The sequence below is a fragment of the Streptomyces sp. f51 genome (assembly GCF_037940415.1).
Taxonomy (GTDB): Bacteria; Actinomycetota; Actinomycetes; order Streptomycetales; family Streptomycetaceae; genus Streptomyces.
In genome coordinates this window covers 1252873-1268479 of the sequence record NZ_CP149798.1, presented here as the reverse complement: position 1 = coordinate 1268479, position 15607 = coordinate 1252873, and the positions used below count along the sequence as shown (strand labels likewise).

Below are 15607 nucleotides of genomic sequence, written 5' to 3'. Positions count from 1 at the left end.
TCGAGTGGTGTGCGCGTGTTCTCGATGGTCCACGTCCCAAGGACTGTTGGTCCACGTCCCAAGGACTCAAGACAGGGATTTCAGCTATGCGACAGGTCACCCGCAAGGGCCTGATGACCGTGGCGGCGGCCGGTGGTGTACTCGCGGTCACCGCTGTCTCCGCACACGCCGACTCGGGCGCGTTCGGCTCCGCCTCGGACTCTCCCGGCGTGCTGTCGGGCAACTCGGTGCAGGCTCCGGTGCACGTGCCGGTCAACGCCTGCGGCAACACCGTGAACGTGGTCGGGCTGCTCAACCCGGCGATGGGCAACACCTGCGTCAACCACGGCGGCGGTTCGTCCGGCCACCGGGGGACCGGTTCGGGCGGTGGCTCGCGGGCCGGCGGCGGCACCGCCCACTCGCCGGGCGTGGGCTCCGGCAACCAGGTGCAGGTTCCGGTGGACGTCCCGGTCAACGCCTGCGGCAACAGCGTGAACGTGGTGGGGATCGGCAACGCGGCGGGGGGCGACAGCTGCGCGAACGGCTCGTCCACGGGCGGCCACGACACACACCACCCGGGGCACCCCGGACACCCCGGCCACCCGGGCGAGCCCGGTCACCCCGGACATCCGGGCCACCCGGGCGAGCCCGGGCACCCGGGACACCACGGTCACTGCGAGCACCCGGGTCATCCCGGCCACCCTGGTCACCCCGGCGGGCCCGGGCACCCGGGACATCCGGGTCAGCCGGGCCACCCGGGTCAGCCGGGAACTCCCGGAACCCCTGGTCAGCCCGGTACTCCGGGAACTCCGGGAACTCCGGGAACTCCGGGAAACCCCGGCAACCCCGGAACCCCGGCCCACCCGGGCACGTCGACCCCGGGCGGCGGCGGCGGCAAGCACCGCAGCGGTGTCGTGCAGGTCGGCGGGCCGAATGCGCGGGCCGTCGTGCGGACGCCGGCCGCCGACAGCGCGGCCGAGCTGGCCCACACGGGCAGCGACCTGCCGATCGGAGCGGTCGTACCGGCCGGAGCCGCCGCGCTGCTGGCCGGAGCCGTGCTCTACCGCCGGGCGCGCGCCGCGGCGTGACGCGCGGCGGTGCGATGATCGCATCGGGGGGTGGGGCGTGGACATGACCCGGCCCGCGCAGCGGCCATCGCCGCGCGGCGCGGCTGCGACCGGGCGGCCACGGCCTTCTCCCGTGACGTGAACGAGGTGCGGGCCCCGCGACGACGGGGCCCGCAACGGTTCAGCGGCCGTCTGTCACCACGTGGCGCGTACCTGTCGGATGATCCGTCGGCGCAGCCGCACTCTGCGGCTGCCGTCACGGAGCAGGCTCAGGCGGTCCAACTCCCAGTGTCCGTACTCGGCATGGTCCGTCAGCAGACGTGTCGTCTCCTTGCGGGAGACCCCGCGAGGTACGTACACGTCGACAAATTCGTATTCCGGCATCGCATCTATTGTGCGGGCAGAGGCCCTGTACGGATAGCGTCTGCACTATGTCTGATGCTGTGCAGCCCACCGCTGCCGAGGTACGCGCCGCCGCTGAGGCTGTCAAGGCCGCGCTCGACCGCCACCTGGCCGCGGTCGAGCGCAGGACCGGCGACGACGACCCGGACGTCTACGAGGCTTTCAACGAGCTCGCCGCGGCGGCCGAGGAGTACGACGAGCTCCTCTACGACCGCTACGACGAGGTCACGCCCTTCGAGATCCCCGGCGGTGACGACACGCTGCCGCCGTACACCGGTCCCGAGGAGCCGAACGCGCTGAGCGTGGTGATCCGCCGGGACTACGCCGTGGTGGAGCCGCAGCGGCTGCTGGCGCAGGCCCAGCGGGTGGAGGCGGTGGAGGAGGACGGCGCCACCGCCAGCGAGGGCTTCGACGCGGCGGCCGGTACCGTCCACGGAGCTCTCGGGGTCCTCTTCGGCGAGTTCGAGCCGGACGAGATCGCCACCCGGCACAAGGAATTCGGGCTGGAGGAGGGTGACTCCACGCTCTGGGTGACCGCCGCCGACGAACCCGCCGAGCCGGGGGAATGGCTGGAGACGCCCTTCGAGTCGATCGACCCGCAGCGGGTCGTCTGCCGCTTCGACGTCAGCGCCGTGTTCGACGAGGACGCGGACGACGACGATCTGGACGACGACCTCGGCCCCGACGGGGAGATCGACTCCCCGGACCCGCTGGACGCGGATCGCTGAGAGGGCCCACCCGGCCCCTTGGGTGGCGGTCACCGGATGCCGGTGGCCGCCACTCTTGCGTTTCCACTCCGGGGCCGCAGCGCCCGGACGACGGCCCCGCGAGGTGCTGAGAGGGGCCTACGTGGCCCGTGGGCGGTGGTGACCGGATCCGGTGGCCGCCCCCTGCGTTTCCACCCCGGGGCCACAGAGCCCGGCCGACGGCCCCGCGAGGCGCGCCGACCGCGTGCCCCCGGCGCCGCATGGCCCGAGCCCGCCCGGCCTGAGCCCTGCGCCCCGGGCAGGTGCGGCCCGGGCGCCGCATGCATGGCCCGAGCCCGCGAACCCCGGGGCAGGCCGCGGCGCAAGCCCGGCGCCCGGCCCGCGGCCCGGGGGCAGGCCGCCGCGAAACCCCGGCGCCCGGCCCGCGCACCCTCCGGGCCGGCCGGTCGCGGCGCAGGCCCGGCGGCGAAGCCGAGGCCGACCGGCGCGCGGGCCCTGCGCCGATCAGTCCGCCGTCGGCGTCTGTGCCTTCAGCAGGGCCTGGAGGCGCGTCGTGCGCGCCTTCTGGGGGACCTCCGCCACCGCGTGCGGCAGCGCCTGCTCCACTCCGTGCACGACCGACAGATGACGCTCGGCCCGTCCGAAGGCCGTGTAGACCCAGGGCCGGGTCAGGGCCGCCGCGGCGTCGCCCGGGAGCACCACGACCGCGGCCGGCCAGCGCAGCCCCACCGCCTGGTGCGCCGTGAGCGCCCAGCCGTGCCGCACCGTCTGCTCCACCCGCTCCTTCGCCACGACGACGGGGTCACCCGCGCAGTCCAGGTGCAGCCCCTCGGCGTCGGCCTTCACGACCCGGCCCGGCAGCGCACGGCCGGGAGCGGGGGAGTGGACGATCCGGTCGCCCGGGTCGAAGCCGCCGAAGCGGCCGGGACCGGGGTTCAGCCGTTCCTTGAGCGCCGCGTTCAGGGCGCGGGTGCCGACCGCGCCCCCGTGCCCCGGGGTGATGACCTGCGTCTGCTCGGCCGGGACGCCGATCGCGCGCGGCACCGAGTCCGCGACGAGCTGGACCGTACGGTGGACCGCCTCGCCCGCGTCGCGCACCGGGACGATCACGACCTCCTTGCCGGGCGCCTCGACCTGGGTGAGCTCGCCGATGCCGATGCCGGAGACCAGCTCCCCGATGGGCCCGGGGTCGGGGGTCCGCGAGGCCACCTGCGGGCAGGCGCGGGCGGCGAGCAGATCCGCGAAGACCCGGCCGGGGCCCGCCGACCACAGCACACCCGGGTCACCGCTCAGCACGAGCCGTGCCCCGTCCGGCAGCGACTCCACGAGCACCGCCGCCGTCTCCACATCGAGCTGCGGCGCGTCGAGGACGACCAGGACGTCCAGGTCCAGGGCGCCGTCCGCGTCCCGGCCGGGGCCCTCGGCGCCCGAGAGCAGTCCGGCGACCGTGGCGGCCCCGGTCGCGGCGCCGTCCGTGCCGGGGCGGGGGGAGTCCTCGGCCGGCTCGAACCGTGCCGCGAAGCCGTCGCGTCCGCCCGGGGTGTGGGCGGCCGCCCAGCCGCGGAGGCCGAGCGCGCGTGCCGCGTGCAGCAGCGCCGCCGCCTCGGACCGCGAGGCCTCGCCGCCGGTGTGCAGCACCAGGCCGTGCGTGGCGACCGCGCGGACCAGCTCGCCGGCGGAGCGGGGTGCCGAGGAGGCCGCCCGCTCCCAGTCGGCGGCCGAACCGTCCTCCTTGGGCACCGAGTTCATCAGCCGGGCGAGTCCGTCGGCGAGACTCTCCTCGGCCAGCGCGTAACGCTCCAGGCCGATCAGGATGCGCACCGGGCGCTCCTGCGGCTCCTCCGTCTCGTCCTGGACCGCCGGGGCCGGGGGAGCGCTGTCCAGCGCGTCCTGGAAGACCAGGGCCTCGCCCTCCGCGAGAGCGCTCTGCACGGCCGTGTCCGGGTCCGGGACCGACTGCTGGGACAGCGCGGCGACGAGGGCCGGGGCGTCCAGCGCGGTGTGTCCCGCGACGGCCGCCTGCTCCAGCAGCCACACGGTCAGCGCCGTGCCGCGGCGTTCGTCGTCCGGGCCGCACTCCGCGCCGAGCAGCGCGCGGGCGAACCCGTCGGCCTGCTCGGGCCTGACTCCTGGGACCCGCAGCAACTGCCAGGGATCCTCCCGGAGCACGCCCTCGGCGCCCTCGCCCAGAACCGCCACGACCGGGGCCGCGAGCGCCTCGGGGGCGCCGCCCCCGGCCAGCACGGAGCGGACGGCGGCGACGGCTTCCGGCGTCGCGCCCGGTGCGGGCGCGCTCTGCGCGGGGACCGGCTGCGGCCGTCGTACGGGTTCCGGGGCGGCCCTGCGCGGCGCGGGGTCGGGCTCGCGGAAGGCGGTGGCCACGGGCTTCTCGCCGCTCTCCACGGCCCGCACGGCCGCGAGCAGGTCCGCGGCCGTGCCGCTGAGCTTCCCTCCGGCCTCGATCGGCGCGTGCTTCTCCGCCTTGCGCCGCTCGATCCGCTCCCGCTCCACCCGCTGGGCCGCGAGCTCGGCGGCGGCCTCGGAGACCTGAGTGCCGCCTTCGCCGCTCTCGCTGCTCTCGCCGGTCCCGGCCGTCCCGGCGCCCGGCTCCGTGCCCTCGCCCGGCTCCGTGTCCTCGCCCGCGGGGACGTCCCCGTCCCCGGAGCGGGCTTCCGCCCCGTCCACGCCCTCGCCCGTCGGCTCAGGGGCGTCGACGGCCGTGTCCGCGCCCGGCGTCCCCGGCTCCGCGTCCTGAGTGGTCTCGGGCTCCGTGCTCACAGCGTGCTCCAGTCGTGATCGGGATAGTGGTGCACCGGGGCCGACACGTCGTCGAGCGCCCGGCAGATCTCGTCAGGAAGACTAAGCGCCTCCACTGACAACGCGGCCGTGAGCTGCTGCGCGTTGCGCGCGCCGACGATGGGGGCGACGACCCCGGGCCGGTCGCGGACCCAGGCCAGTGCCACCTGGAGCGCGCTCACGGCCAGACCGTCCGCCGCGGTCGTCACGGCCTCCACCACGCCGCTCGCCGTTTCGTCGAGATAGGGCGCGACGAAGGGCGCGAGGTGTTCGGAACCGCCCCGGGAGTCGGCCGGGGTCCCGCCCCGGTACTTGCCGGTGAGCACACCGCGCCCGAGCGGCGAGGAGGGCAGCAGGCCGATGCCCAGGTCGAGGGCGGCGGGCAGCACCTCGCGCTCGATGCCGCGCTGCAACAGGGAGTACTCCATCTGCGTACTGGCCAGCCGGGTGCGTATGCCGGGCGCGGAGAGCTGCCAGGTGGCGGCCTTGGCGAGCTGCCAGCCGCAGAAGTTGGACACGCCCGCGTAGCGCGCGCGGCCGCTGCTGACGGCCAGGTCGAGGGCCTGGAGGGTCTCGTCGAGCGGCGTGTCGGGGTCGTAGGCGTGCACGTGCCACACGTCCACGTGGTCGGTGCCCAGGCGGGCGAGCGAGGCGTCCAGGGCCGACAGCAGATGGCTGCGCGAGCCGTCGAAGCGGCGGTCCGGCTCGCGCACGCTCCCCGCCTTCGTCGAGATGACCAGATCCCGGCGCGGAACGAGCCTTTCCATCAGCTGTCCGAGGAGGTACTCGGCCTCCCCGTCGCCGTACACGTCCGCCGTGTCGACGAGGTTCCCGCCCGCTTCCCAGAACGTCTTCAAGAGGTCCGCGGCGTCATGCTCGTCGGTGTCCCGGCCCCATGTGAGGGTGCCGAGCCCGATCCGGGAAACACGCAGGCCGGTACGGCCGAGATGCCTCTGCTCCATGGACGCCGAGATTACTGTCCGGCACCGGCGGTGTGGGGGCCTGTGGACAACGGAAATCCCGGCGAAGGCCACGCGGGACGGGCTCCCCGACCGGGGCGCCCGCACGCTAGGGTCTCGGACACAAGGGACGTTACTGATCAGTAAGGGGATCGGCCATGCAGCTCGGCATCAATCTCGGCTACTGGGGCGCCGGAATGGACGCGGACAACCTCGCCGTGGCCAAGGAGGCCGACCGGCTCGGATACGCCGTCTGCTGGGCCGCGGAGGCCTACGGCTCCGACGCGGCCACCGTGCTCAGCTGGGTCGCCGCCCAGACCGAGCGCATCGACGTCGGCTCGGCCATCTTCCAGATCCCGGCCCGTCAGCCGGCGATGACCGCGATGACCGCGGCGACCCTGGACTCGCTGTCGGGCGGCCGCTTCCGCCTCGGCCTCGGCGTCTCCGGACCCCAGGTCTCCGAGGGCTGGTACGGCGTCAAGTTCGACAAGCCGCTGGCCCGCACCCGCGAGTACGTGGAGATCGTGCGCAAGGCCATGACGCGCGAGCGGCTGTCGTACGAGGGCGAGCACTGGACCCTGCCGCTGCCGGGCGGTCCCGGCAAGCCGCTCAAGCTGACCGTGCACCCGGAGCGCGAGCACATCCCGCTCTACATCGCCGCGATCGGCCCGAAGAACCTGGAGCAGACCGGCGAGATCGCCGACGGCGCGCTGCTCATCTTCCCCTCGGCCGAACACCTGGAGGACACGGCGATCCGGCACCTGCGCGCGGGCCGTGAGAAGGCCGGCCGGACCATGGAGGGGTTCGACGTCTGCCCGACCCTTCCGCTCGCCGTCGGCGCCGACAAGGACGTCCCCGCGCTCGCCGACATGTTCCGCCCGTACACCGCGCTGTACGTCGGAGGCATGGGCAGCCGCAAGCAGAACTTCTACAACCAGCTCGCCCAGCGCATGGGATACGAGAAGGAAGCCGCCGAGATCCAGGACAAGTACCTGTCCGGTGACAAGGACGGCGCCGCCGCCGCCATCCCGCACGCCCTGATCGACCAGACGACCCTGCTCGGCTCCGTGGACCGCATCGCCGACCGCATGAAGGCCTACGCCGCCGCCGGGGTCACCACGCTCACGCTGGCCCCCGCCGGCTTCACGCTGGATGACCGGCTCGCCTCGCTGCGGGCCGGCTCCGAGGCCATGGAGCGGGCTGGACTCGCGTAACCCCGGCGGGAGGGACGCCGGGAAAGTTCTGCGGCCGTGGTGGGGGCTCGGGGGTCTTCCCCGCCACGGCCGTCACGGAGAACAACGCGCCGACAGCCCCTTGGTTACGCATCCGGACCCGCTCCGTCGTCCGTCGTTCGGCCGATTTGTCGGACACATCGGTTGCCGGGTCACGAACAACCCATTTGACTCGTTTTCTGCGCAACTCCGGAGAGAGGGTGTCAAAGATGCTGTCCGCCAAGAGCCTGTTCCAGGAGATCCTCGACCACGACGAGTCGTACCGCCTCTTCTGCTCCATCGCCGCCGGCGGAGAGTCCCAGGGCGGCTGGGAGAACGCCCGGATCGCCGCCCTGGTCCCGGCCGGGGAACGCGCGCTGGCCCCCAGGATCGCCCGGCACGGCGCCGACGAGGACAAGCACGGCCGCATCTTCAACGCCCTCCTGAAGAAGCGCGGCCTCCAGCCCGTCGAGGTGCCCCCCGACACCGACTACACGATGCTCCTGGAACGCAACGGCATCGGCCTGGCCCACGACAGGCTCAGGAGCGAGCAGCCCCTCACCGTGCGGGACATCGTCACCTACCTGGCGCACAGCCGTGTCACCGAACAGCGCGCCTCCGAACAGATGGACCTGCTGCGCCGCCACTTCGCCGACCACCCCGACATCGGCCGCGCGGTCAGGATGATCTCGGCCGACGAGGGCAACCACCTCGCCTACTGCCACGAGGAACTGCTGCGCTTCGCCCACGCAGGCCACGGCCGCGCCATCCAGCGGGCCCTGCGCGAGTGCGCGCTCGCCGAGATCCGCGTCTATCGGGACGTCAGCCTCGCCGTGATGGCCCGCATGGGCGCGCTCCTCGGCTGGTCCCGGGCCAAGGCCGCCGTCCTGGCCGCGGGCATCCACGCCGTGTACGCCTACGAGCGCGCCGCCGGCTGGCGCCGCATGGTCACCCTGGAGATGCCCGAGCGGCGCGGCGCCCTCGACGGTCCCGCCACGACCGCGCCGGAATTCGCCTGACCCGCGCGCGGACCTACAGCCAGCCCCTGCGCTTGAAGAGCCGGAACAGCAGGATCTCCAGGACGACCATCAGCGCGATCACCACCGGATACCCCCACAGCCAGTGCAGCTCGGGCATGTGGTCGAAGTTCATGCCGTAGATCCCCGCGATCATCGTGGGGACCGCGGCCATGGCCGCCCACGCGGAGATCTTCCGCATGTCGTCGTTCTGCCGCACGCTCATCTGCGCCAGATGCGCCGAGAGGATGTCGGACACCAGCCGGTCCAGTGCCTCCACGGACTCGTTGACCCGCAGCAGATGGTCGTTGACGTCACGGAAGAACGGCTGCGCCTTCTCGTCCACGAACGGCACGGCCGCCCCCTTCATGCCCGTGCCCGAGAGCCGGCCGAGCGGCACCGCCAGCGGCACCGTGGCCCGGCGGAACTCCTGGACCTGCCGCTTGAACCCGTAGATCCGCGACGCCGTGTTCCGCGACCCGCCCAGCTGCGGCGAGAACACCTCCGCCTCCAGCTCGTCCAGGTCGGTGCCCAGCTCGGTCGCCACCTCCAGGTAGTGGTCCACCGTGTCGTCCGCGATCGCGTAGAGCACCGCCGTCGGCCCGTGCCGCAGCATCTCGGGATCCGACTCCAGACGCTGTCTGACCCCCTTGAGGGGCGACTCCTCGCCGTGCCGCACGGTCACCACGAAGGAGTCGCCCACGAAGACCATGACCTCTCCCGAGGTGACGGTGTCGCCCTTCGGTTCGTACGACACCGGCTTGAGGACGACGAACAGCGAGTCCTCGTACACCTCCAGCTTGGGCCGCTGATGGGCCTTGAGGGCGTCCTCGACCGCCAGCGGATGGAGCCCGAACTCCTGCGTGACCAGGTCGAACTCGTCCTCCGTCGGCTCGTGCAGGCCGATCCACACGAAGGAGTCCCCGCCGGCCCTGCACAGCGCCAGGGCGTCGGAGAAGTCGTCGGCGCCCTCGGTACGGCGGCCGTCGCGATACATGGCGCAGTCGACGATCACGGTGCGCATTCTCCCGTCGTCACGGCCGCATCGCACACCGGGGCCGGCATTCCACAGGGCCCACGGTCTTCCGAGGCCCGATCTCCACAGGTCCTACCGCCTCCGGGGGCCCGCTTTCCACAGGCCCCGCCGTCTTCCGGGGCCGTCCGTTTACGCTGGGCCGCATGCCCACCCTGATCCTCGTCCGGCACGGACGCTCCACCGCCAACACCGCGGGACTGCTCGCCGGCTGGACGCCCGGCGTCGCCCTCGACGAGCGCGGTACGCAGCAGGCCGCGGCCCTGCCCGGCCGGCTCGCCGGGCTGCCGATCGCCGAGGTCGTCACCAGCCCCCTCCAGCGCTGCCGCGAGACCGTCCAGCCGCTCCTGGAGGCCCGCCCCGACGTCCCCGTCCACACCGAGGAACGCATAGGGGAGGCGCACTACGGCGACTGGTCGGGCCGCAAGCTGGCCGAGCTCAAGGACGAGCCCCTGATGGACGTCGTCCAGGCACATCCGTCGGCGGCCGCGTTCCCGGGCGGCGAGTCGATGCGGGCCATGCAGACCCGCGCCGCCGAGGCGGTACGCGAGTGGAACGCGCGCGTGGAGCGCGACCACGGCGGTGACGCGGTCTACCTCATGTGTTCGCACGGCGACATCATCAAGTCGCTCGTCGCCGACGCACTCGGACTTCATCTCGACCTCTTTCAGCGGATCTCTGTCGAACCGTGTTCCATCACAGCGATCCGTTACACCCGTCTCAGGCCCTTTCTCGTGCGTCTCGGGGACACCGGCGATCTTGCTTCCCTGGCCCCGCGCGAGGAAACCCCGGGCGGCGACGCTCCGGTCGGGGGCGGTGCGGGCGCACCGTGATCGTCGGCCGCAGTAGGGTGAAGCGGTCGAACCAGCACAGCAGTTGTCAACCCGTTCTCAGCCGATGCGGGCCGGCGCGGTCAGCCGGCCCTCATGCCGATTCAATGGAGACAGGACGTGTCCCGTCAGGTGTTCCTCTACGACCCCCCGGACCGTTTCGTCGCCGGTACGGTCGGGTTGCCCGGACGCCGTACCTTTTTCCTCCAGGCATCCTCCGGCCCCCGGGTGACGAGCGTGGCCCTGGAGAAGACCCAGGTCGCCGCACTCGCCGAGCGGATGGACGAACTCCTCGACGAGGTCGTCCGGCGCACCGGGGGCAGCGCCCCGGTCCCGGCGATGGCCCCGGCCGAGGTCTCCGACACCGCGCCCCTGGACACCCCCGTCGAGGAGGAGTTCCGGGTCGGCACCATGGCGCTCGCCTGGGACGGCGAGGAACAGCGCATGATCGTCGAGGCGCAGGCCCTCGTCGAGGTCGAGGCGGAGTCCGACGAGGACCTCGCCGAGGCCGAGGAGCGGCTCCTCCAGGACGAGGAGAACGGCCCGCCCATGCTCCGCGTCCGCCTCACCGGCGCGCAGGCCAGGGCCTTCGCCAAACGCGCCCTCGACGTCGTCAACGCCGGCCGGCCCCCCTGCCCGCTGTGCAGCCTCCCGCTCGACCCGGAAGGACACGTATGTCCGCGCCAGAACGGATACCGCCGCGGAGCGTGACCACCGCCGAACTGCTCGCCCGGGGCGAGCTGAAGGTACGGGGACAGATCCGCGAGGCCTCGAACGCGGTCCTGTACTGCTCCGTGTCCTACGAGGGCCGTGAGGCCTTCTGCGTCTACAAGCCCGTCGCCGGGGAACGGCCCCTGTGGGACTTCCCCGACGGCACCCTCGCCCAGCGCGAGGTCGCGGCCTACGAGGTCTCCGAGGCCACCGGCTGGGGGCTCGTGCCCACCACCGTGCTGCGCGACGGGCCGTACGGCGAGGGCATGTGCCAGATGTGGATCGAGCCCTCCGCCGCCGGCGACGGCGAGGGACTGCTCGCGCTCGTGGAGGGCGAGGAGCCCGCCGAGGGCTGGAAGGCCATCGGGTTCGCCGAGGTCGGCGAGGGCGAGACGGCCCTGCTCGTGCACGCCGACGACGTCCGGCTGCGCCGGCTCGCCGTCCTCGACGCCGTGATCAACAACGCCGACCGCAAGGGCGGCCATCTGCTGCCCACGCGGGAGGGCCGCCTCTACGGCATCGACCACGGGGTCACCTTCAACGCCGAGAACAAACTGCGCACCCTGTTGTGGGGATGGGCGGGCGAGCCGCTCACGGACGAGGCCCTGGAGGTCCTGGGCTCGCTGCGCGACTCGCTGGCGCCCGGGGGGCCGCTGGCCACCCGCTTGGCCGAACTCGTCACCCCGGCCGAGATCGAGGCCACGCGCGCCCGGGTCGGGGCCATGCTGGCCTCGGGGAGACACCCGGAGCCGAGCGGGGACTGGCCCGCGATCCCCTGGCCCCCGGTCTAGGGCCCCCGGTCTGGGGCCCCCGGGTCTGGGGCCCCGGACCGCGCGGGCGGGCGCCGCGTGACCCGGTCCGGCCGTGGCGGGACAGGGCTTCCGGGTCTCAGACGCTGCCCGGTTCGTATGCGGAAGTCCCGTCCGGTTAGGCTCATGACATGTATGCCTGGCCCGCTTCTGAGGTCCCCGCCCTGCCTGGTGAGGGCCGCGACCTCCGGATCCACGACACCGCGACCGGTGGGCTCGTCACCCTCGCCCCCGGTCCCGTCGCCCGTATCTACGTCTGCGGCATCACGCCGTACGACGCCACCCACATGGGACACGCGGCGACCTACAACGCGTTCGACCTCGTGCAGCGCGTGTGGCTCGACACCAAGCGGCAGGTTCACTACGTCCAGAACGTGACGGACGTCGACGACCCGCTGCTGGAGCGGGCCGAACGCGACGGCGTCGACTGGGTGGGACTCGCCGAGAAGGAGACCGCCCTCTTCCGTGAGGACATGACCGCGCTGCGGATGCTGCCGCCGCGCCACTACATAGGCGCCGTCGAGGCGATACCCGGCATCGTGCCGCTCGTCGAGCGGCTGCGCGACGCCGGCGCCGCCTACGAACTCGAAGGCGACGTCTACTTCTCCGTCGAGGCCGACCCCGACTTCGGCAAGGTGTCCAACCTGGACGCCGCCACCATGCGCCTCCTCTCCGCGGAACGCGGCGGGGACCCGGACCGGCCCGGCAAGAAGAACCCCCTCGACCCGATGCTGTGGATGGCCGCCCGCGAGGGCGAGCCGAGCTGGGACGGCGGCTCTCTGGGCCGCGGCCGCCCCGGCTGGCACATCGAGTGCGTCGCCATCGCCCTCGACCACCTGGGCATGGGCTTCGACGTCCAGGGCGGCGGCTCCGACCTCGCCTTCCCGCACCACGAGATGGGCGCCTCGCACGCCCAGGTGCTGACCGGCGAGTTCCCGATGGCCAAGGCGTACGTCCACGCCGGCATGGTCGCGCTGGACGGCGAGAAGATGTCGAAGTCCAGGGGCAACCTCGTCTTCGTGTCCCGGCTGCGGCACGACGGCGTCGACCCCGCCGCCATCCGCCTGGCGCTGCTCGCGCACCACTACCGCTCCGACTGGGAGTGGACGGACGGCGTCCTCGAAGAGGCCCTCGCGCGCCTGGACGACTGGCGGGCCGCGGTGTCCCGCCCCGACGGGCCGCCCGCCGAGGTGCTCGTGGAGGAGATCCGCGCCGCGCTCGCCGAGGACCTCGACGCACCCGCCGCGCTTGCCGCGGTCGACCGCTGGGCCGCGCTCCAGCACGCGTCGGGCGGCACCGACGAGGGTGCCCCCGGCATCGTCTCGCGGGCCGTGGACGCCCTCCTCGGCGTCGCCCTGTAGGACCACGTCCCGCGCCGCTCCACGGGCGCGGCGGGACACCCGAGTGCCGGGCGGAGATCCTCCGCCCGGCACTCTCCACGTTCCTGGGGCCCTTTCTCGCTACCTGGTCACGATCACGGACTGGAGGGCACCGGTACCGATGTCGTAGATCCCGTGGACCTGCTGCCCGAAGGCGAAGGCACGCTGGACCACCTCATGGGTCAACGGATCGGGGTGCACCAGCCTGCGCCAGCCGTTGTCGATGAACAGGTACAGGGCCTGCGGCTGGCCCGGCAGCGGGGTGACGACGTCCTGGAAGTGCTGGGCCGTGCCGATGGCGAGCGACCGGTTCTCGACGGCGCTCTGAAGGATCAGCGGCTCGCCCTGCTGGATCTGCTGGTGCTGCTGGCCCCCCACGTGCTGACCGCCCACCTGCTGGCCGCCGAGCTGCTGACCGCCCAGTTGCTGACCGCCGAGCTGCTGGAGCAGCTGGTGGAACGGCTGCTGCTGGCCGAGTTGCTGGAGCTGCTGCTGGAGGTGCTGCGGAACCTGCTGCCCGATCTCCTGCCGGCCGAAGGACTGCTGCGCCTGCTGCCCGAACGGCATCTGCTGTACGGCCGGCTGCTGCTGGCCCATCGGCATCTGCTGCCCGAAGCCCTGCTGCTGGTAGGGCGAGGTGCTCGGGTACTGCTGCTGTCCCTGCTGGCTCATCTGCGGGATCGTGCTCATGCTGCGTGCCACCTTCCATTCATGGTTGGTTGCGTTCCGTCGGGTCGGGATCGGTCGGACCACGTCCTCAGCCCGTGACGACCAGGCCGACGATCTCGTCGTCCGCGAACCAGACCCGTACGTCGGGCCGTCCCCCCGCGAAGGCGGAGTGCACCGCCTGGCGGATCTCGGGGGACGGACGGTCGAGACTGCGCCAGGCACCGGACACGTACAGCCGGAGCCTCGGCGGGAGTTCACGCGGATACGGCAGCAGTTCGTCCCAGTACCGCTCCGCACGGCCCGAACCGACCGCCTCCGGCAGCAGCCGGGTGACCGCGGACCTGATGTCCGGCCGGCTGCCGATCCGCTGGGAGGCGGGCCGGCCCGGCGCGTCCTGCTGCGGGGAACCCGTCGCCCGCAGCAGGACGCGCGCACGTTCCGAGGACATCGGCGCCTGGCCCGCGGCCCTGAGCATGCCCTGGAGCGAGGCCAGGGCGCCGACCACCACCGGGGAGGCGGATGAGGTCCCCGAGAACGTGTCCGTGTACCAGGCGATCTCCTCGGCCCCGCCCTGGAGATCTCCGGGCCGGTCCCAGAAGCCGCCGGTGGTCGTGACCTCGCGACCCCAGCCCTGGGCGTCCACGCGCGCGCCGTAGTTGGAGAACGCGAGCCGTGAACGGTCCGGCCCGTGGTCGCGGCCGTGCGTGCCGGGCGGCGGCGCTCCCGCCCCGACCAGGACGGCACCGGAGGACGGGTTCGAGGGGTTGAAGGGGTTGCGCCACCACGCGGGGAACTCCGCGGGCCGCCGTTCGTAGAGCGCGTCGTCGAGCGACTCGCCGCCGTTGCCCGCCGCCGCGACCACGACGATGCCCCGGGCCGTCGCGTCCTGGATCGCGGCGAAGTCGTCGGGCCACCACTCCAGCGCGATGTACCCCGCCTGGCTGTCACGCTCCTCGAAGTCGAACCGGGGCCCGGGGGCGTGCAGTTCGACCAGGACGATGTCGCCCGGGCTCAGCCGTTCCGCCGCCGCGTGGATCGCCGCGGCCGTCCCGATGCCCTGGAAGGACGCGGCCGCGGTCACCGCGTCCGGCACGATCCCGGTGATCCCGCGCTCGTCGCGGTCGCCGCCGAGCACTCCGATGACGGCGGTGCCGTGGTTGCGCCAGGCGAGATCCGTGTGCGGTGTGCCGACGACCACGCCGGCGAGCCTGGACGACAGGTCCTCGTGCCCGAGCTGCCAGGCGCCCTCCACGTCGATCACCGTGACGCCCTGGCCCGAACCGCCCGGCCGCTGCCACGCCCAGTACGCGTCGACGCCCTCGGGCGCCGGGCGCAGATAGCCCTGCCTGCTGGTGAAGTCCGGTGTGACGGGCGCCCCTTCCTTCAGCCGCCCGCCGTCGTCCGTGCCCGGCGTCGTGCCCGGGCCCGTCCACGGCGCCGGCCGCGGCGACGCGGGTACGGCGCCGGGCTTCACGTACGCCGCCTCGATCCCCGGAAGCGCCGCGATCCGTGCGCGCAGTTCCTGGGCGCGGTTCCGCGCGCCGCGCAGCCGGTAGAAGAGCGCGAGGTCGGGCCCGCTCCCGGTGCCCGCGGGCGACGGCCGCAGCCGTTCCTCGCTGCCGAACAGCGGCTCCAGGACGAGCTGTTCGTCACTGAGGAACATGTCGAGGGCCGAGACGTCGGCGCCCGCCGCGGAGCGGACGCCCTCGGCCCGTGCGCGCAGCCTGGCCTCCGGACGGGCGACGACGATCAGTTCCTGCTCGGCTCCTCGGTAGGTGAATCCCGCTCCGTCGGGGCCCGGCCCGGACGTTCCCGGGTCCTGCGCCGGCTGTACCTGGTCGGTCATCGCGTACCGCTCCCTTCGATCCCTGGGGTGCCGGTCCCTGCGTGTGCCGTTCGACGCACAACCTGGCACGCCCCCGGCATCCCGTCCACCCCGAATTCGCCAATTTGGTTTGAGAACAAGTTGAATTGGGCAACGTGTGCAATCCGTCCTGAAACAGATGTCACGCCTGATTCAGGCCAAAGGCCGTCGAGGC

At 73.1% G+C, this 15607-nt stretch carries 14 protein-coding genes; 8 read left to right on the top strand and 6 right to left on the bottom strand.

Translation table 11 applies throughout. The annotated features are described in order from the left end of the window. Window positions 1-86 precede the first annotated feature (86 nt). On the top strand, window positions 87-1067 hold the full coding sequence (locus WJM95_RS05680) for a chaplin (RefSeq protein WP_339128359.1): 981 nt from the start codon (window positions 87-89) through the stop codon (window positions 1065-1067). 174 nt (window positions 1068-1241) lie between these two features. Here the strand turns inward: WJM95_RS05680 and WJM95_RS05675 are convergent, their stop codons facing one another. Continuing rightward, window positions 1242-1430 carry a DUF5703 family protein gene (locus WJM95_RS05675; protein WP_081223519.1) on the bottom strand — a complete coding sequence of 63 codons (189 nt, stop codon included), beginning with the start codon at window positions 1428-1430 and terminating at the stop codon, window positions 1242-1244. 47 nt (window positions 1431-1477) lie between these two features. Here WJM95_RS05675 and WJM95_RS05670 point away from each other — a divergent pair, with 47 nt between their 5' ends. Further along, window positions 1478-2176 carry a hypothetical protein gene (locus WJM95_RS05670; RefSeq protein WP_339128356.1) on the top strand — a complete coding sequence of 233 codons (699 nt, stop codon included), beginning with the start codon at window positions 1478-1480 and terminating at the stop codon, window positions 2174-2176. A 483-nt stretch (window positions 2177-2659) separates the two neighbouring features. On the opposite strand, the gene WJM95_RS05665 is transcribed toward WJM95_RS05670, so the two are convergent. Then, window positions 2660-4933: a helix-hairpin-helix domain-containing protein gene (locus WJM95_RS05665; protein ID WP_339128355.1), complete on the bottom strand. Its 2274-nt coding sequence runs from the start codon at window positions 4931-4933 to the stop codon at window positions 2660-2662. Continuing rightward, the gene (locus WJM95_RS05660) at window positions 4930-5913 is read right to left on the bottom strand and encodes an aldo/keto reductase (RefSeq protein ID WP_339128354.1); all 984 of its coding nucleotides are present in this window, start codon (window positions 5911-5913) and stop codon (window positions 4930-4932) included. Before WJM95_RS05660 ends, WJM95_RS05665 begins: the two co-directional genes overlap by 4 nt. A 155-nt stretch (window positions 5914-6068) precedes the next feature. Here WJM95_RS05660 and WJM95_RS05655 point away from each other — a divergent pair, with 155 nt between their 5' ends. Together WJM95_RS05655 and WJM95_RS05650 are read left to right on the top strand one after the other, a co-directional pair. Continuing rightward, entirely contained in the window at window positions 6069-7124 is a 1056-nt protein-coding gene (locus WJM95_RS05655) for an LLM class F420-dependent oxidoreductase (RefSeq protein ID WP_339128353.1), read from the top strand. 227 nt (window positions 7125-7351) lie between these two features. Further along, on the top strand, window positions 7352-8140 hold the full coding sequence (locus tag WJM95_RS05650; protein WP_339128352.1) for a ferritin-like domain-containing protein: 789 nt from the start codon (window positions 7352-7354) through the stop codon (window positions 8138-8140). A gap of 13 nt (window positions 8141-8153) precedes the next feature. On the opposite strand, the gene corA is transcribed toward WJM95_RS05650, so the two are convergent. Further along, entirely contained in the window at window positions 8154-9152 is a 999-nt protein-coding gene (gene corA / locus WJM95_RS05645; RefSeq protein WP_339135371.1) for a magnesium/cobalt transporter CorA, read from the bottom strand. Window positions 9153-9316: 164 nt separating this feature from the next. On the opposite strand from corA, the gene WJM95_RS05640 reads away from it, so the two are divergent. The 4 genes from WJM95_RS05640 to mshC all read left to right on the top strand — a co-directional run bounded on the left by WJM95_RS05640 (window position 9317) and on the right by mshC (window position 12881). Then, window positions 9317-10003, top strand: a complete 687-nt coding sequence (locus WJM95_RS05640) for a histidine phosphatase family protein (protein ID WP_339128351.1) — start codon at window positions 9317-9319, stop codon at window positions 10001-10003. 117 nt (window positions 10004-10120) lie between these two features. Beyond that, complete coding sequence (locus WJM95_RS05635; RefSeq protein ID WP_339128349.1) at window positions 10121-10711, top strand: DUF3090 domain-containing protein; 591 nt, start codon at window positions 10121-10123, stop codon at window positions 10709-10711. Beyond that, a complete protein-coding gene (locus WJM95_RS05630) occupies window positions 10675-11502 on the top strand; it encodes an SCO1664 family protein (RefSeq protein WP_339128348.1) in 828 nt (275 codons plus the stop codon). The genes WJM95_RS05635 and WJM95_RS05630 overlap by 37 nt, the downstream gene beginning before the upstream one ends. Window positions 11503-11651: 149 nt before the next feature. Next, a complete protein-coding gene (gene mshC, locus WJM95_RS05625) occupies window positions 11652-12881 on the top strand; it encodes a cysteine--1-D-myo-inosityl 2-amino-2-deoxy-alpha-D-glucopyranoside ligase (protein WP_339128347.1) in 1230 nt (409 codons plus the stop codon). Window positions 12882-12980: 99 nt separating this feature from the next. Here the strand turns inward: mshC and WJM95_RS05620 are convergent, their stop codons facing one another. Next, window positions 12981-13589, bottom strand: a complete 609-nt coding sequence (locus tag WJM95_RS05620) for a hypothetical protein (protein ID WP_339128345.1) — start codon at window positions 13587-13589, stop codon at window positions 12981-12983. Between the two features lie 67 nt (window positions 13590-13656). After that, window positions 13657-15414, bottom strand: coding sequence for a S8 family peptidase (locus tag WJM95_RS05615; RefSeq protein WP_339128343.1), 1758 nt, complete (start codon window positions 15412-15414; stop codon window positions 13657-13659). Window positions 15415-15607: the final 193 nt, after the last annotated feature.